This is a genomic window from Paenibacillus sp. RC73 (assembly GCF_044908085.1).
Taxonomy (GTDB): Bacteria; Bacillota; Bacilli; order Paenibacillales; family Paenibacillaceae; genus Paenibacillus; species Paenibacillus terrae_A.
The window spans coordinates 33,017-51,740 of record NZ_JBIYCV010000003.1 but is presented as its reverse complement, the minus strand read 5'-3'; the positions used below and the strand labels follow the sequence as shown (position 1 = coordinate 51,740).

The 18,724-nt window shown below is 46.4% G+C and carries 19 protein-coding genes and 2 pseudogenes; 11 read left to right on the top strand and 10 right to left on the bottom strand.

What is annotated here, in order from left to right:
• Nucleotides 1–98: 98 nt before the first annotated feature.
• A complete protein-coding gene (locus ABH897_RS07135; RefSeq protein ID WP_404591479.1) occupies nucleotides 99–1,151 on the bottom strand; it encodes an LLM class flavin-dependent oxidoreductase in 1,053 nt (350 codons plus the stop codon).
• 248 nt (nucleotides 1,152–1,399) lie between these two features.
• Here ABH897_RS07135 and ABH897_RS07130 point away from each other — a divergent pair, with 248 nt between their 5' ends.
• The gene (locus ABH897_RS07130; protein ID WP_044648815.1) at nucleotides 1,400–2,155 is read left to right on the top strand and encodes an AIM24 family protein; all 756 of its coding nucleotides are present in this window, start codon (nucleotides 1,400–1,402) and stop codon (nucleotides 2,153–2,155) included.
• Nucleotides 2,156–2,412: 257 nt separating this feature from the next.
• Here ABH897_RS07130 and ABH897_RS07125 read toward each other — a convergent pair whose 3' ends face one another.
• The 3 genes from ABH897_RS07125 to ABH897_RS07115 form a co-directional block, all read right to left on the bottom strand.
• On the bottom strand, nucleotides 2,413–2,754 hold the full coding sequence (locus ABH897_RS07125; RefSeq protein WP_283656353.1) for a zinc ribbon domain-containing protein YjdM: 342 nt from the start codon (nucleotides 2,752–2,754) through the stop codon (nucleotides 2,413–2,415).
• Between the two features lie 258 nt (nucleotides 2,755–3,012).
• Nucleotides 3,013–3,879, bottom strand: coding sequence for an SDR family oxidoreductase (locus ABH897_RS07120; RefSeq protein ID WP_404520605.1), 867 nt, complete (start codon nucleotides 3,877–3,879; stop codon nucleotides 3,013–3,015).
• Nucleotides 3,880–4,070: 191 nt separating this feature from the next.
• Entirely contained in the window at nucleotides 4,071–4,613 is a 543-nt protein-coding gene (locus tag ABH897_RS07115; protein ID WP_404591477.1) for a hypothetical protein, read from the bottom strand.
• Between the two features lie 97 nt (nucleotides 4,614–4,710).
• Here ABH897_RS07115 and ABH897_RS07110 point away from each other — a divergent pair.
• A pseudogene (locus ABH897_RS07110) lies at nucleotides 4,711–5,624 on the top strand (phosphatidate cytidylyltransferase).
• A 106-nt stretch (nucleotides 5,625–5,730) separates the two neighbouring features.
• Here ABH897_RS07110 and pdxR read toward each other — a convergent pair.
• A complete protein-coding gene (pdxR, locus tag ABH897_RS07105) occupies nucleotides 5,731–7,104 on the bottom strand; it encodes a MocR-like pyridoxine biosynthesis transcription factor PdxR (RefSeq protein ID WP_404591475.1) in 1,374 nt (457 codons plus the stop codon).
• A 109-nt stretch (nucleotides 7,105–7,213) separates the two neighbouring features.
• Here pdxR and ABH897_RS07100 point away from each other — a divergent pair, with 109 nt between their 5' ends.
• The 5 genes from ABH897_RS07100 (at nucleotide 7,214) to ABH897_RS07080 (ending at nucleotide 10,677) form a co-directional block, all read left to right on the top strand.
• Nucleotides 7,214–8,113, top strand: a complete 900-nt coding sequence (locus ABH897_RS07100; RefSeq protein WP_283653933.1) for a DMT family transporter — start codon at nucleotides 7,214–7,216, stop codon at nucleotides 8,111–8,113.
• Between the two features lie 410 nt (nucleotides 8,114–8,523).
• A complete protein-coding gene (locus ABH897_RS07095) occupies nucleotides 8,524–9,204 on the top strand; it encodes a GNAT family N-acetyltransferase (RefSeq protein ID WP_283653934.1) in 681 nt (226 codons plus the stop codon).
• A 22-nt stretch (nucleotides 9,205–9,226) separates the two neighbouring features.
• Nucleotides 9,227–9,547: a hypothetical protein gene (locus ABH897_RS07090; protein WP_283653935.1), complete on the top strand. Its 321-nt coding sequence runs from the start codon at nucleotides 9,227–9,229 to the stop codon at nucleotides 9,545–9,547.
• Between the two features lies 1 nt (nucleotide 9,548).
• Complete coding sequence (locus ABH897_RS07085) at nucleotides 9,549–10,481, top strand: IS3 family transposase (protein WP_404591768.1); 933 nt, start codon at nucleotides 9,549–9,551, stop codon at nucleotides 10,479–10,481.
• A gap of 37 nt (nucleotides 10,482–10,518) precedes the next feature.
• Entirely contained in the window at nucleotides 10,519–10,677 is a 159-nt protein-coding gene (locus ABH897_RS07080) for a hypothetical protein (protein ID WP_014279385.1), read from the top strand.
• Between the two features lie 70 nt (nucleotides 10,678–10,747).
• Here ABH897_RS07080 and ABH897_RS07075 read toward each other — a convergent pair whose 3' ends face one another.
• A complete protein-coding gene (locus tag ABH897_RS07075) occupies nucleotides 10,748–10,915 on the bottom strand; it encodes a hypothetical protein (protein WP_283652676.1) in 168 nt (55 codons plus the stop codon).
• Nucleotides 10,916–11,406: 491 nt separating this feature from the next.
• On the bottom strand, nucleotides 11,407–12,306 hold the full coding sequence (locus tag ABH897_RS07070; protein ID WP_283652675.1) for an SbtR family transcriptional regulator: 900 nt from the start codon (nucleotides 12,304–12,306) through the stop codon (nucleotides 11,407–11,409).
• Between the two features lie 265 nt (nucleotides 12,307–12,571).
• On the opposite strand from ABH897_RS07070, the gene ABH897_RS07065 reads away from it, so the two are divergent.
• The 3 genes from ABH897_RS07065 to ABH897_RS07055 all read left to right on the top strand — a co-directional run bounded on the left by ABH897_RS07065 (nucleotide 12,572) and on the right by ABH897_RS07055 (nucleotide 14,687).
• The gene (locus tag ABH897_RS07065; RefSeq protein WP_209942310.1) at nucleotides 12,572–13,306 is read left to right on the top strand and encodes an SDR family NAD(P)-dependent oxidoreductase; all 735 of its coding nucleotides are present in this window, start codon (nucleotides 12,572–12,574) and stop codon (nucleotides 13,304–13,306) included.
• 221 nt (nucleotides 13,307–13,527) lie between these two features.
• On the top strand, nucleotides 13,528–14,124 hold the full coding sequence (locus ABH897_RS07060) for an NADPH-dependent F420 reductase (RefSeq protein WP_283653936.1): 597 nt from the start codon (nucleotides 13,528–13,530) through the stop codon (nucleotides 14,122–14,124).
• 380 nt (nucleotides 14,125–14,504) lie between these two features.
• Nucleotides 14,505–14,687, top strand: a complete 183-nt coding sequence (locus ABH897_RS07055; protein WP_283652673.1) for a hypothetical protein — start codon at nucleotides 14,505–14,507, stop codon at nucleotides 14,685–14,687.
• Here ABH897_RS07055 and ABH897_RS07050 read toward each other — a convergent pair.
• Nucleotides 14,643–14,864: pseudogene (locus tag ABH897_RS07050) on the bottom strand (helix-turn-helix domain-containing protein); the annotation flags it as partial. The gene ABH897_RS07055 and the pseudogene ABH897_RS07050 sit on opposite strands and share 45 nt — an antisense overlap.
• A gap of 419 nt (nucleotides 14,865–15,283) precedes the next feature.
• The gene (locus ABH897_RS07045; RefSeq protein ID WP_283656354.1) at nucleotides 15,284–15,841 is read right to left on the bottom strand and encodes a GNAT family N-acetyltransferase; all 558 of its coding nucleotides are present in this window, start codon (nucleotides 15,839–15,841) and stop codon (nucleotides 15,284–15,286) included.
• A gap of 220 nt (nucleotides 15,842–16,061) precedes the next feature.
• Between ABH897_RS07045 and ABH897_RS07040 the strand changes: the two genes are divergently transcribed.
• Entirely contained in the window at nucleotides 16,062–17,183 is a 1,122-nt protein-coding gene (locus ABH897_RS07040) for an RDD family protein (RefSeq protein ID WP_404580132.1), read from the top strand.
• A gap of 158 nt (nucleotides 17,184–17,341) precedes the next feature.
• Here the strand turns inward: ABH897_RS07040 and ABH897_RS07035 are convergent, their stop codons facing one another.
• Complete coding sequence (locus ABH897_RS07035; RefSeq protein ID WP_283653938.1) at nucleotides 17,342–18,427, bottom strand: DUF2920 family protein; 1,086 nt, start codon at nucleotides 18,425–18,427, stop codon at nucleotides 17,342–17,344.
• Between the last annotated feature and the right edge of the window lie 297 nt (nucleotides 18,428–18,724).

Sequence of the window (18,724 nt, the reverse complement as noted above, 5' to 3'; positions counted from 1 at the left end):
TTTGTTGAATACTCGATAACTCTCAAAAAAGAAAGGAGCCACCTTGTACCAAAGGCCTGCTCCTTTCTTATTTATCCATCCACTTAGAAGAAAAACGTTTATTTACTCTCAGCTTCCCACTTGGATATCTCTTCGCGCACCCGTGGCGCTACCTCTGTTCCCAATAACTCAATGGCTCTCATGACATCCTCATGCGGCATCGTGCCTACAGGTACGTGCAACAGAAAGCGTGTAATGCCTACCTGCTTGCGCAGGTGAATGATTTTCTGAGCAACCGTATCGGGATCGCCTACATACAATGCACCTTCAAAGCTGCGTGCGGCATCGAAGCTGGAACGGGTGTAAGGACCCCATCCACGCTCACGCCCAAGGACGTTCATGCTTTGCTGGGTGGAAGGGAAAAACTTTTCCGCTGCAAGCTCGGTACTTTCCGCAATAAAACCATGCGAGTGGGATGCAACCGGAAGTAATGATGCATCATGACCTGCGTGCGTAGCAGCTTTTTTATACAGCTCCACAAGCGACGCAAACTGCACAGGACTACCGCCAATAATCGCCAGAACCAATGGTAACCCGAGCAAGCCCGCGCGAACCACAGATTCCTGATTGCCTCCGCTACCAATCCATACGGGCAACGGGTCCTGAACCGGACGTGGATACACGCCCAGATTATTGATCGCAGGCCGATGTCCGCCCTTCCAGGTGACTTTTTCCGAATCCCGTATTTTCAATAACAGTTCGAGTTTTTCATCAAACAGTTCGTCATAGTTATCCAAATCATAGCCAAACAACGGGAACGATTCGATAAAAGAACCCCGGCCTGCCATAATCTCAGCTCGTCCATTCGAGATGCCGTCCAATGTGGCAAAATCCTGAAATACACGTACCGGATCATCCGAGGAAAGCACCGTAACCGCGCTGGTCAGCCGAATCCGCTGGGTCTGCGAAGCAGCAGCAGCTAGTATTACCGCAGGAGCAGATGCCGCATAGTCTTTACGATGATGCTCTCCCACGCCATATACATCCAGTCCTACCCGATCTGCAAGCACAATCTCCTCGACAACTTCACGTATTCGTTGTGCATGACTGATGACCTCACCCGTCTGTGTATCCGGCGTTGTTTCTACAAATGTGCTGATACCTATCTCCACTTGCCCTACCCCCTGCTTCAATGTCTCGTTCTCATCGGCTGCTTTGTGAGCAAACCATTTTAAAAACCGATATCTTTATTTTGAACCTTTTCCGCGTTTTTTTCAAGCTCTGCTTTCTAAATATGGAATCGGCTTAAGAGAACCTGAGGATTTTCCGCAGGAAACGAAATCTTTCTGTCGAATATTTTATGGAATAAAAGAGATTTCAATCCTCACAGCGTGAATACAACAAGGGGGCTCATACATCCATGGCTTTTGTCATCAATAACCTAAAGGATAACAGCAATGTTGCCATCGCAGACCAATTAGGTGGATTTACCGTATTGGAATACATATCGGATTTAAGCTGCACCTCGGTTGCGGCTGCGGAAGCCAATTACTATATGAGCAAAAGTAACATGCGCCGCAAGCAGCTCATGATCGAAATCAACAATAGTGAAATTATGATGAAGGCGGGCGCCATGCAATATACGGTGGGCAGTATGGAGATGACTACCGGCGTAAAAGGCGTCGGGGGCTTAATGCGAAATTTGGTGTCCGGTGCTGTAACGGGAACAAGTGCCATCAAACCTCTCTATAAAGGCACGGGTACGATTATGCTGGAACCTACTTATAGTTACATTTGGCTCATTGATGTCGATAATGATCACATTGCTATCGAAGACGGCTTATTTTTAGCTTGTGAAACTACGCTGGACATATCCGTTGTTGCCCGTAGCAACCTTTCCTCGGCCGCTCTGGGTGGAGAAGGATTATTTAATTTAAGCGCTCGGGGAAAAGGAGTTCTTGCCCTGCAAGCGCCTATCCCTTCCGAGGAAGCGGTCGTTATAGAATTGCAAAACGATGTGCTGAAGGTGGATGGTAACTTTGCCCTCATGTGGTCCAATACCTTACAGTTCACCGTCGAGAAATCCGGGAAAACCAAAATGGGCTCGGCTGCTTCCGGCGAAGGGCTGGTCAATGTGTACAGGGGAACCGGAACCGTTTGGCTGGCACCGCTGTAAACGATGTATAATCCAAGGAGAAGCGCCTAGCTTCTCCTTTTCTAAATCCTCATTGAACTGAAAAGTGTCTCTGAAATACGTTGAGATAAACAGCATATTTCTTTTTCCAATTCAAGTTTCAGGGCTGTTGCTGTTGGTCCATCTATGACTATGATTCTACCTCCTGAAGCTGTCCGAATATAAAGAAAAACCCCTCTTATATCAAAGGGTTTTTCCAGTACAAACTCCAAACTCGTTGGGTTGCGTTAACATAGCTTTTAGTTCTTTTTCACAAACTCCGATTTTAATTTCATCGCTCCGAAGCCATCAATTTTGCAATCAATATCATGATCGCCTTCCACCAGACGGATATTCTTTACTTTTGTGCCGATTTTCAGGACGGATGAGCTTCCTTTGACTTTAAGGTCTTTAATGACGGTTACAGAATCACCGTCCTGCAGAACGTTACCATTGGCATCTTTGATGACTTTTACATCTTCATTGTTTGCTGCTTCTGATTCGGAAGACCACTCATGAGCGCATTCCGGGCAAATGAAAAGACTCCGATCCTCGTACGTGTATTCTGAATTACATTCCGGGCAATTTGGCAAATTAGACATATTTGTATGTACTCCATTCATTATCAATTCTACACCTGTGATCGTCCTATGAAACAAACCTTGCTCCAAGCCCTCCTTGGAGTTCCTTACAAGTATATTGGATAATCAGCAACGATTCCACTAATAGAGGAAATTAGTTTAGGATTTCCCTTTCCTTTTGAAATGATTATGATGATTAAAAAAGGATGCCCGCCTTGTTAGGGTAGCATCCTTCATCATGAGCAGAATCATATTTTGAAAATGTGCTCTACGGCGATTTTATGCCTTTGTTTGCTCAACCAGCTCACGAATTCCTTGGCTAAGCGGCGTAAGCGGGCGTTTCAGAAGCTTCTCGAAATCGTTGCTTACAACATCCAAAGCTCCTTCACGAATCGCTTGTTGAATACCGACCACAATAGGGATTGCGGCTTCCGGTACGCCCGCACCAAGCATAATGTCGGCATACGCAGTATCGTCTACCTGCTGTACAGGCACATCCTTACCCAGCACCTCAGCAAGAATCGCCGCAAACTCTTCTTGGGTAATCGGCTTGCCTGAAAGCTCGTATATCGTATTCTCATGCCCTTCGCTGGACAAAACGACTGCCGCCGCTTGCGCATAATCTGCACGGGCAGCCCAACCTACTTTACCGGAACCTGCTGAGGTCAGCCAAGGAGCCCCGGCCAGCACGGATTGAATCGTGCCTGCTTCATTCTCAAGATACCAGTTATTACGCAGGAAGGAGTAAGGAATGCCCGATTCGCGAATGAACTCCTCCGTTATACGATGTACAGGTGCAAGGAACAGAGTGCTGTCAGCCGCATTGGCAGCGCTGGTATAAGCGATGAAGCCTACTCCCGCACGTACAGCAGCATCCACAGCAGCCTTATGCTGGCGGATTCTCGTATCATTATCGCCGTCTGCGGATATAATCAGCAATCGGTCTACACCAGTAAACGCTTGGTCCAGCGTCTCCGGTTTATCAAAATCGCCAAGACGAACGTCAACGCCACGGGCACGCAAGTTTTCTGCTTTTTCCGGATTTCTCACGCTAACAATAAGGTCTTCTGCCGATACGGATGCAAGCAACGCCTCTACCACGATGGAACCCAGTTGCCCGGTTGCTCCTGTTAATGCGATTTTCATATGAAATCCTCCATTCAGATTTTATTTACCTTTCTATAGTAGCTATAAATATGATGCTTGTCTAATTTGGAGTTGATGAAAACACAGCTGTTGTCAGCGAATTAAATGTTAGGCAGATTGATGCATTAAAGCGAATTGTTAAAGAGGTACGCGGGGCGTTTGAATAAAAGGGGCGCTCGCGGCTCTCCAGCTTAGGATTGAGGCTCGTAGTCACTCAATTTTCCTTCATAAATCAAATGCAGTCGGTCGCTTTGCCGAAAATCGTCCGGCGTAATAAGAGCGGGCAACTTGTTCCATATTTTTATGCCGGATCGCTGTAAAATTTCTGCAACGAATTGCGAACAAAAATAGGAATTACTGAACTCGACGGGTTCTTTGAGTGCAATACCAATCAAACCCAGTAAGTTATACATATATTTTTGACGACTTCTGATAAAGACGTGTAGGACCCGTTTCATTTTCTCGACTTCACGCTCGGTTACTTGAAGCTCGTAGATGACACATGTTGTATTCGGAAATCTGCTGTATGTACCTGTCTTAATATCCTCTTTCACGAAACCACCATCCAGAGGGTTATTAGGGGTCTTTCTCCCGAAGCTGTATAACTCCGAAAGTTCCCGGTTGAAGGAAATGGAGGCGTTATTGTATGGTGCCCTCGTATAGCTCTTAATGACTCTCGTAAGAAACGTTCCCGTATTCGTAAGTAAGATAAAGACGGATTGATCAGCTACCATTTACAAAATTTCTCCTTATCAAGTTTGGGTTATTCCTTCATAATAACATAGGAATCCTATAATGGACTCCTACCTCGCGATAAGTTGGTGATTGGCAATGGACAGCTCGCTATTAACGTTAATCCTTATTTTCACAGCCTTATTGGCTATCCAATTGATTTATGTTGTGATCGTCAAAACACAGCCCAACAAAGACTATGCAGCCATCGGACTTCGCATCAAAACCTGGTGGGGCATGTTCTTTATCTTTTGCTTGGCAACTCTTTTTAATCCGATTGTTTCACTGCTTTCCCTGATAGCACTCACTTTCTTTGCGCTGAAAGAATATTTCTCCATGATCAAATCCAGAAAAGCCGATCGCAGACTTTTTTTGTGGGCGTACTTGGCGATTCCTGTGCAGTTTTATTGGATTTATATCGGGTGGTACGGGATGTTTATTGTCTTTATCCCTATTTATGTATTCTTGCTCCTGCCGCTCCCGCGATTGATTAACAAAGGAACGGTCGGTTTTCTGCGCAGTGTCAGCTCAACCCAGTGGGGGCTTATGCTGATGGTTTTCGGGCTTAGTCACTTGCCTACTTTCAATTCGCTACACCGCAATACGGGGCGAAACTCGTACTTTTTCTAGTGGTATTGACACAACTCAATGATGTTGCACACTATCTGGCATCTCTCTATTTCGGTAAGCGGAAAGTCGTCCCAACCTCCAACCCGAATTTAACTTGGGAAGGCTTTGCATTCGCGTTTATCGTGACGATAGGAGCTTCGTATCTGATCTATCCCTACCTGACGCCATTTGACCTGAAATTTGGAATTATTTTCGGCATGCTGATCAGCTTGAGCGGTTTCTTCGGCAGCTTAACGGTTTCCGTGCTGAAGCGGGATTTATTAATCGGCGATGATGACAAGTTCGATGCTTTGAAAAAAAGCTACTTAAGCCGGGTCGATAGTTTGACCTACACCTCGCCCGTCTTTTTTCATGTAATCCGTTATTTTTTTGACTTTATGTAGCAATTACATTGCTCAAACCTCGTATGAATAGTGATCATGGAACACGATATCTTGCTATGAAAAGGGCATCCTATCCTCACTTAAGGATAGGCTGCTTTTGCGTGTACTACCGTTGCAGGGCATTCCTAATCCTGCTAACCCCTTCACGAATTTCGTTTTCCTTTAGATGCCCGTAGCCCATTAGCAGCCGGTTCCCTTCTAGCTGTGCCGCAAATACATTTTCACTACGGAGACATTTCAGCAAATTCTCTCGGAGTGGGAACTGAAACTCTGCTACCAAATGTAAACCAGCCGATCGGCCACATACCCGGTATTGCCCTGTAAAATGCTGCTCCAGGCTATCAAGCAGGACCTGACGACGCTTGGCGTACACTTTTTTCATCTTATGTACATGCTTATGCAGGAGTCGCTTCCTGATATATCGACTCAACACAATTTGCTCCAGGCTCGCCGTCTGGTAATCCGCCAGTTGCTTTAAACGGATAAAATCAGCGACTCGTGATGGGGGAAGAACAATATAGCCGATCCGCAGTGCGGGGAACAAAATTTTGCTAAACGTCCCGACATATAGCACCCGGTCTGGGTCCAGACTCTGCAAGGAGTGGACAGGCGCCCCATCATACCGGAACTCACTGTCATAATCATCTTCGAGCAGAAGGCATCCTGTCCGGGCTGCATACTGGATAAGCTCGATCCGCCTTTGGATCGGCAAGATACCTCCCAGCGGGAACTGGTGCGAGGGTGTAAGATATGCCAGCTTGGGGTGTTTCTTTTGCGGCAGATCGGCTGTTATAACTCCCGAATCATCAACAGGCATGCTCCGCAGTGTGGCCCCTGTAGCCGACAGAATGCTTTTTAAATCTTCATTTGTCGGTTCCTCTACCAGAGCTTCGTCCCCAACTGACAGCAACAGACGGGTGACAAGCTGAATCGCTTGTACTGCTCCGCTAGTGATTACAATATGTTCCGGTCTGGCTTTCACTCCCCTGGTGTGAACCAAATAGTCGGCCAGCTCCCTTCGTAACTCAGGCTCTCCAGCAGGGTCGCCATAACCCAGTGCCAGATCAGGAGCCTCTTTGCATACGCTCTGAAGCAAGTCGGCCCATGATTTGCGCGGAAATAATTCCAATGCGGGGAGGCCTGTCCGGAAGGAAATTACCGACACCTCATTTGAATATGGAGTATCCATTGCAGACACAGACGCCTCGATAGGCGGTGCGGATACATAACCTGGAAGAACGGCCCCCTCGGCTACATAGGTACCTGAACCCGGGCGCGCAATGGCTAAGCCTTCGGCTAGCAGCATTTCATAAGCTTCGAGAATAACATTCCGGGAAACGTTCAACTGTAAGGCCAGCACCCGGGTCGAAGGAAGTTTATATCCTGCTTGCAGTTCTCCGGCTAAAATACGGTCCCGTATCGCTTGATACACCTGACGCAGCATCGGAACTGTCACATTCTTATCGATAGATACCCACATAGGCTGCCCCCTCAAGCGGTACTGTCAAAAACCTCTTCAACTGGATCTACAAGTGCCCAGTTTCTATTGGTACAGTATATATCAATATCTGTACAAGAGGTGAGATGAAATGAACAAACCAACCTTTTCGACTTACATGGAATTAGTGATCGCAACCTCCATTGTTGGCAGTTCTGTGGTAGTCGGTAAACTGGTCGTGATGCGGCTGCCTGTTTTTTTATCGCAATCTGCCAGTCTGGCCGTTGCCCTTCTGTTCTTGATACCCATTGTATTCATCAAGAAATATTCACTAAGGATCAGCAAACGGGATGCATTAATCCTGTTCATTCAGGCTCTGATCGGCATGTTTCTCTTCCGCGTCCTAATGCTGTACGGGCTGGCCTACGCCTCTGCTTCCGAAAGTGGAATTTTAACAAGCTTGACCCCAGCTATCGTTGCACTTCTTTCGTATGTACTGCTGAGAGAAAAGATTACGCTACGCCCCGGTCTCGGGATCGCCTGTTCACTGCTCGGTGTTTTGGCACTGCAAGTACCTCACATATCGGCGCTCTGGTTCAATGCTCCCAACGCAACCTCGTTCATTGGCCTGCTGCTTGTTCTGTCTGCTGTGTTTGGAGAAGCGGCACTGACAGTGTTACGCAAGATGCTATCCAGCCATGTCTCTTCCCTGCTTGGAACCATGTATATAACACTCTTTTCATTCTTCATGTTTCTGGCTTGTTCCTTTGGGGAGGCCCAACAGTTCAACTTTAACCACGTTGGTGCAGGGGAGATTGGGCTAGTCTTATATTATGGTATCTTTGTCACAGCATTAGCCTACGTATTATGGTTTCGGGGCGTGTCAAGAGTACCGGCTAGTACAGCAGCTGTATACACGGGTTGTATTCCCGTCAGCACACTGCTGCTGTCCTATATCATCCTCCGTGAATCCTTCTCATTTGCTCATCTAGCTGGTGCAGGCTTTGTATTTCTGGGCATCATGCTCATGTCACGCGGTGAACGCCGCTGACTCACGCAATGACCTTCTCAAAAAAGAGGCTCCCGACTGAAACTTCGGGAGTCTCTCTTCTTTGATTCAAGTTCTTAGCGCATTGAATTAATGCACCTGATCCAGCAATTGATATACTTCTTCCTTCGTTGTAGCTGCCAGAAGCGACTCCTTACTTGAAAAACATAATCAGAAGATTCAACAAGAAATTTCCAGACTTATGGAAACCCAAAAAATTATTGAATATAAGCTCAACCATTATCGTGACATCTCTGCAAATCCCGATCTTGGCGACACGAATTGCACCCCTACAACACCCAGCACCAATCCCCTTTTTTAAGGGGTTATTTTCATTTTCAGTGGGAGATTGATGGAGCCCCCTTAATTCCCTATAATCCAAATATAGCATGAATTTCTAGGGGGGAATAACGGTGATCACCTATATGAGATGCAATGACGTCAGCATGGAACACATTTTTCAAGCATTTTCGCTTGGGTTCTCGGATTATTCCATTCGCCTGACCACGGATCAGGACGATTTCGCAGCACGTTTTTTTGGTCCAGAGGGTAATAAACGGAATCACTCTTTCCTTGCCATGGATGAGGATCAACCGATCGGCTTAATTCTCGGCGGTGTCCGGCAGTTCGACGGGTACAAGACCATGCGTTGCGGCACGCTATGCATCGCTCCGGCTTATCGTGGTCAGGGGATTAGCAACAAGTTGCTGGAATTACATAAACAAACAGGCATCTCCGCGGACTGCCAGCAGCTATGGCTCGAAGTCATCAAGGATAATCATCGGGCAGTCAAATTATATGAAAAGCAAGGCTACCAGGCACGCTATACGCTGAAATACTACAACGGCACTCTGCCCTCCACCCCAGCCGCTGCCCCCTCATCTTCGTATATTCTTAAGGAAGTTACATTTGATGACGTCGCAGCTTTTCGTAAGACCCTCACCGACTGTCACATCCATTGGCAAAGTGACACACCTTATTACGCCACCAGTACACAGGAAGCTTTTCTTGGCATCTACGAAGTGAATCAAACGTGCCTCCTATTTAGCCCCTATTTGAACTTGGACAGTACACCCCTTACTCCGATACAATAATATTGAGGCGGAGGGGAACGAAATGAAGAAGAAACAGTATGATCTAAATTTCAAGAAGATGGTGGTTGCCAAGGGGAAGGAAATCGGCAACATGACCGCTATATCAAGACAACATGAGCTTGATCCAAAGATGGTATTGCGATGGGCCAGAGAATTAAATCGTAAGGATCTAGATACACTGGATGGTTCTAGTATTAAGCAAGCGAAATTTGTACCGACTTCAGAAGATTATGCAGAGCTTGTGAAAGAGAATGAGAAACTTAAGAAGCTCTTTGCAGAGCAAGCCTTAGAGAGGGATATTCTCAAAGACCTACTAAAAAAACGAACCCGTACTTGCGGATAAAATAGAAATCGCCCAGAAGTATATTACACGAGGGCATAGCATCAGCTTTGTACTGCGTGTGCTAGAGGTAGAACGCTCAACGTATTATGCATACGTGAATAGGCCAGAGCAAGCCCAAGAAACAATCCACAGGGCCGGTCGCCCTGCACCTGGTTTATCTTATACACAAGATGGTGAGCCAATCAGTGATGAGCAGATTTGTGAATGGATCATGGAGTTCTTAGCAGGCGAAGGCGCGAACTACGGCTATCGTAAACTGACCGTGCTTTTAAGCCGCCGCCATCAACTGAAAATTAACAAGAAGAAAGTTTACCGTCTATGCAAGCGGATGGATGTGCTTCGTCCACAGCGGAAACTCAAGATTAAGCATCCCAAGCGACTTGCCAACAATCGCGCCATAACGGCCTCTAATCAACTGTGGGAGACTGACATTAAGTATGGATGGGTCCAAGGCGAGCAACGGTTCTTCTTCCTTATGAGCATCTTAGATGTGTTTGATCGCGCCGTAGTTACTTATCACATTGGATTGACGTGCGAAGCGAAGCATCTCGTTCAGATCATGCAGGAAGCACTGATGAAACGTCAGCTCTTTGACAAGGCAGAAAAGCCTGTCATTCGTTCGGACAACGGTCCGCAATTTATTAGCAACCTGTTTGAGGAAGCTTGTAACGAGTTTGTCATGATTCACGAGCGCATCCCGCCAAAAACGCCGAATAAAAACGCGCATATCGAATCGTATCATTCGATCATAGAGGCGGAGTGCTATCAGCGGCATGAGTTTGAAACATATCCACAGGCCTATGAAGTCGTAAGTCAGTTTATACAAGATTATAATCGTATCCGCATCCACGGCAGCATTTACGATTTGTCCCCGTATGAATATATGGAAGCGGTGAAACAAGGCACTGTGAAGCCAAAGCAGATTAAGGTTTAATCTTAAGCCGCTATAAGTAAAGAAAGGAGCAACACGCATGAACGAGTACAGCCAACAACTACAAGACGGAATCGACGAGATGGAAGCAACCATCGAACGTCTGCGTGAAGAGATTCAACACCTTAAAGAGCAACGCGATGCCCTAGAGAAGGGCAATTTAGAACTTTATCGAAATCTAACCGAGCCTGACTTTTGATTGCGGGTCTCCCCCGAAGTGTGGAGAAGAACGTCAATTCGGGCGAAAAACAAAGCAAATTAACGAAATTCTACATCTGATATCGAATAAGAGGTGTATTGTCCTGTCCAGCCTGTCCATAGCGATGGCGAAACCAGGAGGGGCCACAATTGTCGCGAAGTCCGATTTCTGAGTTTCTCTGCCGCGCGGTGATTCGGCTGTGACCGTCTTCCGTCTTTCCCCATCTCTCCTTAGGCATGTCCGAGTCATCCTGAGCGAGAGCCTTTATAAACGGCCAGCTCGCTGAGATGATAGCGATTCCCATCACCAGGCCACGCATCATTTTCTCCTGAAGTCGGCAGGGCACAAATGCTGGCGCGAGCTATCTATGCAGAATCGGAGCGCTCTCGCTTGCTGTACGTTAGGTGAGGCTCCGTCACAACGCAATCCCGCGCCTTGTGTCGCGCGCGCCAATGTCCCGTCCGGGTCCGACAGCGGCTATGGGCGGGCTTCGCAAGTTTCCGACAGAAATGTAATCCAGTGTAACTGTTACGCAACAGTTTAGCCTAGGCGACATGCTGAGCCGACTTTCGCCCCCGATGTGAAGGCGAGCTTCCGGTGTCGGCCAGGAGCGGCCAATCGATCGAGTGCGGTAATGACCTTCGAGTGTCGGCTCCAGTCAGCTTTCCGCCGTCTGGTTCGAATCCCCGGGGCTTCCCTGGTAGGAAAGTATGCGTCGGCAAATCTGATTCAACACGTTGCCTTCTTGACACCGTTGCTAGGCCGATTTATCAGGATGGCGCTCGTAATAACGTGAAAGAGATGATCCCCCCGTGGCGCGAATCCGGGCTGGCCGACGAGCCAGCCGAGCGCCGACATCAGGGCGAACAGGTCGACCCCATCCATATCGGCGCGCGCAGTTCCCTCGGCCTGAGCGCGGAGCAGTAGTCGCGCGCCCGCTGACCGCACCGCTGAGCTTGAAGCGTGAAGCGCGGAGTCCGGGTCCGCGTGGGCGCTCGCCAACAAGGCGCAAACGCCGCTATAGCTATGAACGAATGCCACCCCTTCGCGAAACCAGGACACCAGCGCTTCGTCAGGTGGATTCGACGTTTCGAGTTCGGCTGCCTGCTGCATCAGTGCGTCCACATTCATACGCAGCAACGCTTCGAACAAGGCTTCTCGCGTCGGGAAATGGCGAAGCAGTGTGGCCAACCCGACGTCGGCCCGGCGGGCGATATCTCGCATGGACGCGTCGGCACCATGCTCGGTGACGACGTCACGCGCGACTGCAAGTAGATGGCTGTAATTTTTTCTGGCGTCGGCTCGCATAAATCGCCTTGACAATGGCTGCTCGGTAATCTCGCCCAGTGGGCCGGCTTCGCCCGTGACAGCGCTCGCTCGGAAATATTTTCTAGAATCTGAGTACTGGCCGCTGTATTCTTCGTTAATGCGACCTAATAAAAAGTCTATAGAAACCCCAAAAAGAGTGGCAATCTTATCGATCGTTTCCTTCCTTGGTGTTCTGCCTTTTTTGTCAGACTCGTATCCAGCTATGGTAGATCTAGATATTTTCAATCGTTCTGCAGCTTGCTCCTGCGTCCATCCTCGCTCTTCACGAAGCATTTTAAATCTCTCGGCGAATGTAGCCACCTAAATCACCCCTATTAATATATTACATTATAAATGTTCCTTTTGGAAACATTCTATCAAATATTATTGCTAATGTTCCGAAAGGGAACTATAATCAAATTGGATTTAATTTTTTATGGCGTCGTCTCGCATAAATCGCCTTGACAATGGATCACTGATCCATATATGATGAACCTGTATCTGAATCAGTGATCCACAAGATACAGCACATTTGTGCAAATGGGAACCGAGACACTGTCGGACATCACGAAAGGGGAAAGAAGTCATGGGAAAACTTGAAGGTAAGGTTGCAGTCATCACGGGTGGATCGAGCGGCATGGCGCTGGCGAGCGCCATGCGGTTCGTTGAAGAAGGCGCCTATGTTTTCATCACGGGCCGGAGGCAGGAGGCGCTCGACGAGGCCGTCAAGCTGATTGGCCGGAACGTGACCGGCGTGCGCGGCGACTCGGCCAATCTCGACGACCTCGACCGCCTGTTCGATACAGTAAAGCGGGAAAAGGGCAAGATCGATGTCCTATTCGCGAGCGCTGGCACGGGCGAAGCCGGCCCACTGGGCGAGATTAGCGAGCAGCACTTCGATGCGACCTTCGGCCTGAATACGCGCGGAACGCTGTTTGCGGTCCAGAAGGCGTTGCCGCTGTTCAACGATGGCGGATCGATCATCATGACCGGGTCAGTTACTTCGGTGAAAGGTTTTCCTGGTTTCGGCGTGTATGCGGCGAGCAAGGCGGCGTTGCGCTCATTCGCACGCACTTGGCTCAACGAACTGAAGGGCAGGAATATCCGGGTGAACGTGCTGAGCCCGGGGCCGATCGCCACACCGATGCAGGACCAAGCTATCGACGAGGAGACGAAGCGGATGTTCGAATCCCTGATCCCGCGGGGAAAGATGGGCCGTCCTGAGGAAATTGCGACGGCCGCGCTGTTTCTTGCTTCAGACGATTCGAGCTTCGTGAATGGGGTGGATTTGTCTGTCGACGGCGGCTTATCAGCCATCTGAGATCACGCCGAAAAGCGTGTGGGGGGTCTGTCAACTTGACGAAGATGATCCGAGTTGTGTCGATAAGTATGGAATCCTGATTAATAAGCGGGATTTATTTCGGTGATTGTCCAGCGGGTATTGTCTCGCGTGGCGCATCGCGGGCAACGGTCCCTCACGCCCGGTTACCAATTAACATGGGTCCGTGGTTGATCAAAACGTCCCCTGAATGGAGAGTTAACATGAGCTATTCGATTATTGGCTTTGGCGCGGTAGGCCAAGCACTCGCCCGAGCATTTGCAAGAAAGAACATCGATGTGACCGTCGCCAGCCGGCGCCCTCCCGTGACGTTGATACAGCAGGCACGAGCGATCGGCCCCACCGTTGTCCCTAGGACGCTGCAGGATGCAATCGCGTCCGACACGATCTTCCTGGCGATTCCGTTTTGGGAACATCGCGAAGTCGCGAAGCAGATCACAACCTGGCAGGGCAAGACGATCATCGACGCGACAAATACAAATGCTCCCGTTGAAGACCTGGATGGTCAGCCGTCGTCCGCAGTTGTCGCCAAAGCGTTTACCGGCGCCAGGTTCGTAAAGGGCTTTAACCATCTGCCCGCTGCCGTTCTGGCCGCTGATCCGAGCGTGAATGGCGGCAGCCGCGTCGTGTTTTTGTCAAGCGACGACGAAAATGCGGTGGCGCCGGTCGCGGTTCTGGCCGAACAACTCGGTTTCGCGCCGATTGCGCTAGGACCGCTCAAGGATGGCGGCTCGCTCGTCCAGGCCAGGGGCAATACCTGGGCTGAACTGATCTTCCAGGATCTCGTCAAGTTCAAATAGCGGCGCGTAACAACAAAGTCACAGCCGCCACGCGCATAGCCAAACGCGTGCTGGTGATCTGACCGAGATTCAGTTAGTGCTTCTGCGCGGGTGCATCATGGCCGCTAGACTCGCCGGATACCACTCGAAATATGTATCATGTAATAATGCTTAACGATTGTTCGTTCAACATGAAGGACTATTCAATGACAATAGGTGCATAAAAAGGCGTGCCATTAAGCCAATGTCATTAAGTATGGCGCAAGGCTAAAAATCAAGAAAAAGAGCAGGTTATCGAAAAGATAGCCCGCTCTTTTTTTGGTGTCTATTTAGCCCCTATTTGAACTTGGACAGTACACCCCTTACTCCGATACAATAATATTGAGGCGGAGGGGAACGAAATGAAGAAGAAACAGTATGATCTAAATTTCAAGAAGATGATGGTTGCCAAGGGGAAGGAAATCGGCAACATGACCGCTATAGCAAGACAACATGAGCTTGATCCAAAGATGGTATTGCGATGGGCCAGAGAATTTAATCTTGAGTTTCCGCTGTGGACGAAGCACATCCATCCGCTTGCATAGACGGTAAACTTTCTTCTTGTTAATTTTCAGTTGATGGCGGCGGCTTAAAAGCACGGTCAGTTTACGATAGCCGTAGTTCGCGCCTTCGCCTGCTAAGAACTCCATGATCCATTCACAAATCTGCTCATCACTGATTGGCTCACCATCTTGTGTATAAGATAAACCAGGTGCAGGGCGGCGAGAAACAAAGCAAATTAACGAAATTCTACATCTGATATCGAATAAGAGGTGTATTGTCCTGAATTAGGGTGTTTAACCGCCTCGGCATGGTGAGCATGAGTGCTCAGGGTAAAATCAACTTTCTTTGGGTCCGATCCTAAGCATCGCAACCAAGGATTAGGATGCGCCCTCCTTCATAGAGCAGCAGAGATCCAAAAGATTGAGAAGGTGTACATTTGTCTGTCCGACAATGACTCTCTTGAAGGCTTTATCCAAAAAATAGGTCTCTCGAAAGACCCCATTGAGCAATATGAAATGTGTATGCCGCTTCAACGATAATGGTTCACCACATTTAAATCAAAAAGAAGGTCGATCATGTTGTACAATGACCAACCTTCTTCCTATCCATGCTCCCCCGCTTGATCCACCTACATCTATCATTTCTGAGAACGATTGATATACTCTGATTTGACCAATGCGCACATGTAAAGATCATCATATTTCCCGGACGTAAATTCATATTGGGAGAGGAGCCCTTCTTGCCGAAAGCCCGTCTTTTCAAGCAAACGCAAGGATTGTGCATTCTCTGGCTCTACTAGCGCCTGAATGCGGTTCAATGAGAGGGTATTAAACCCATAGTCGATTACAGCTGCAAGTACCTCCGACATTAACCCTTGGCCCCAATAGGCTCTGGACAATTCATAGCCCATTTCTGCCCGGTGATGACGTTGATCCCAGTTATGAAATCCGCAAGAACCGATGATTTTACCTTCATTTGTTTGAATAGCCCAGCGGATTCCCTGATCTGTCTCAAAAATCCGATCATACCAACTGATCTCATCCAGTGCATCCTGTTCAGACTCAAACGGGCTCAGTCCATAAAACTTCATAACCTGCTCATCTGAAAAGTATTCCAACATGTCCTTGCTGTCCGTCACTACCATTTTTCGTAATAAGAGACGTTCGGTCGTTATAACCGGAAACTCACCTTTCACATTCTCACCTCTTGCCGCCTTGTTCACTTTTGCCAGTTTTTCTTGCATACCTATGCTTCCTGAGTCTATCGTTACTTTCTTCTTCCAATTATAGAGTAAATGAGAGGAAGGGATATTTATAGTGATTTCTTTGTTTATAGAATGTTTTCCTAAACATGGATTGTAAAATGACCGTTAATATAAGGAGTATGTTTTTAATTATTAAGAAGAGGTGTATTTTTTGGACGAACAGCACGTATCACACAATCCGCAGGAAACTGCAAGACAGATGTACATTCGGCATGGTCAAAATTATGGGGCAGACACCAACAGGATGGCCGAAATATCAAAAACGTACGGGAATTCTACTCTGTATAGACGGTGGGGAGCAACGGTTTTTGATTTCATATTTTTTTTATTCGGGTATATTTGTTTTTTTATTTCTGTCATTCAAATAACGGATAGATGGTTTTTGCCTTTAGCGATTGCATCCCGTTGTATTCTCCTTATTGCTTTCTTCAGCTATTATTTGCTTTTGGAAGGTTACACAGGCTATACGCTTGGTAAGTTCGTTTTTCGTATTAAGGTGGTTAACGGGGAAGGAAAGCCTCCTGGTTTTCTTAAATCACTCATTCGTACGCTGCTCAGGCTAATAGACACCAATCCGTTGCTAATGGGTGGGATACCTGCTGGTATCAGCGTGTTAGTGACTGCATCAAGACAACGAATTGGTGATTTAGCTGCAGGTACATATGTTGTAAAGGTACGGGATTTAGAGTCGATTAGCAAAAAGACAATGAAACGTTCGCTATTTATATTTTTTACCGCAATGGTGATCTTGGGAGCCTCGTTTGTAAATGCTATTTTTATACTGGCAAATAGCTATGTGCCTCCTGAAGCCCTGGTGAGCAAGAAAGAGCAAAGCTATGTAAGTAAAGATGGACGGTTTCAAATCACGGCCCCACTGGACTGGTCAACAGACCCGGACCGTGAAGGAAAAGCAGGGATTGCGATATTCAATCCGTACATTCAAAAGTCCGTTGTGGTACTATCCCACTCAAAAAAGCAATTGGGCAATATAACTCTTCAACAGTATGGTAAGAAAGCTGAAAATAACTTAACCAAAGAGTGGAACCTGTCCAGTGTAGGACCTGTCTCTAACACAACCATTCATGGATATCCTGCCCTTGAGTTCACGATTAAAGGCAAGAAAGATGTGGACAAATATGTCACCCATGTAGCGATTATTAAGACCGAAAAGAATTACTACCAGGTGCTTGGATATGCACCAGCGTCTAAAGACGGCCGTTTAAAGAAAGAACTGCACGACATTACCTATAGCTTCCGCGAGGTTCATCATTAGACTGCGTGGCTGGCAATAAAAAGGGTAAGACAGAAAAAGCAGGTTACTCCTTAAGAGCAGCCTGCTTTTTGGTGCTTGTTACCTGATATATAAACTAAACTTTAAAAATCACATGGGAAACTGAGCAGGTGCGATAAGTACTGAATGAGGTTGACGTTTCACTTAAAATTAAAATTAAATATTGGTAATCCGTGCGCATAATCAACTTCTATAAATACACTTTCAAAATCGACTATATATTTCAAATCTTTTTTTAAGGTTTCTTTTGTTGGGCGTTCTAATTCTAATGCATAGGAGAAAAGCTCTAAAAAATCTGCATCTAAACCATGACCATTCGATTTATATTTTATATGATCTACATCTTCCTTTTTAACAAGTATAAAATCTGAATTATTGATAGTCTCTACAATACGTTTTTTTTCTACATGGTTAACTAAATTATCCTCATCTCCTTGAAAAGATAAAACCTGCGTATTTCCATTAAAATCTTTATAAAGCGTCTCTAAGTTTAAGTCTTGCTTATTTCGCACTATTTTCTTCGCAAAATAGTCAAATTCATAAACAAACGTTGAATTTCCCATAGTCTTATATAAAACTCTAATATCGGATAAATATGCCGGCTCTATCCAAGCCGAGTTGTCTATCAAATATGAAAACAAAGTAGGTGCTAACCTATTGCTTAAGTGTAATAGGTATGCCCCATGAGAGTGTCCGTATCCAATAATTCTATTGGACTTAAATGTTAAACCATTTCCATTTAGTATGATTTTAACCGACTCTACAGCGCTGATAATATCTACTGCCTGCATATAACTCATATCATTAAATTCCTCTATGCTTTCATCTATATCAGCAATCACAGAAACTAGAATATTTTTTTCAGACAATATATTTAGTAAAATAGAAGAGTCTTTATTTATTCTCTCCATTTCATCTATCGTAAGTACACTTCGTAAAATCTGAGGATTTTTAAACTTGTAGTTTACTGATGATTGCATATATGAACTACCAAAATAATTACACTGAATCGTTACCATATTGTATTTGTCAGCAAATAGTTCCCTCATTTTCATGTAAACTTTAGAATCAATATTACCGCCGAACCCAGGGACGAAAATAATCAATCCCGTGTTTTCATTAACTCCATTTTGTGGGATAGAAAAGTCAATTCGTAGTTCTCGATTAGACTTACCTGTGTATATATTATGATGTGCTGGAATATTAATACTATGTTGTTCTGACATACTTATTTATTCCCCCATTTAAATATTAAAGGCTCATTTCATCAAATAATTTCGACCAATAGGTACATCAGCATATCAAGACAAAGATTTTCTGATTAAATCCCCATATCGTATTCTTCTAATATTCTGATTAAAACACAAAAGGCCCACAAGCGGGTCATCTTTTTTTCAAAATGTCCTTTTTGTGGGCACGGTTATACTTTTGCCTACAACTATACTCTCCTCCGTAGATTACAACTCAATACTAAAATATATAACATCGTCTAATGGATTATCATAATACGCTGCAATTTCACA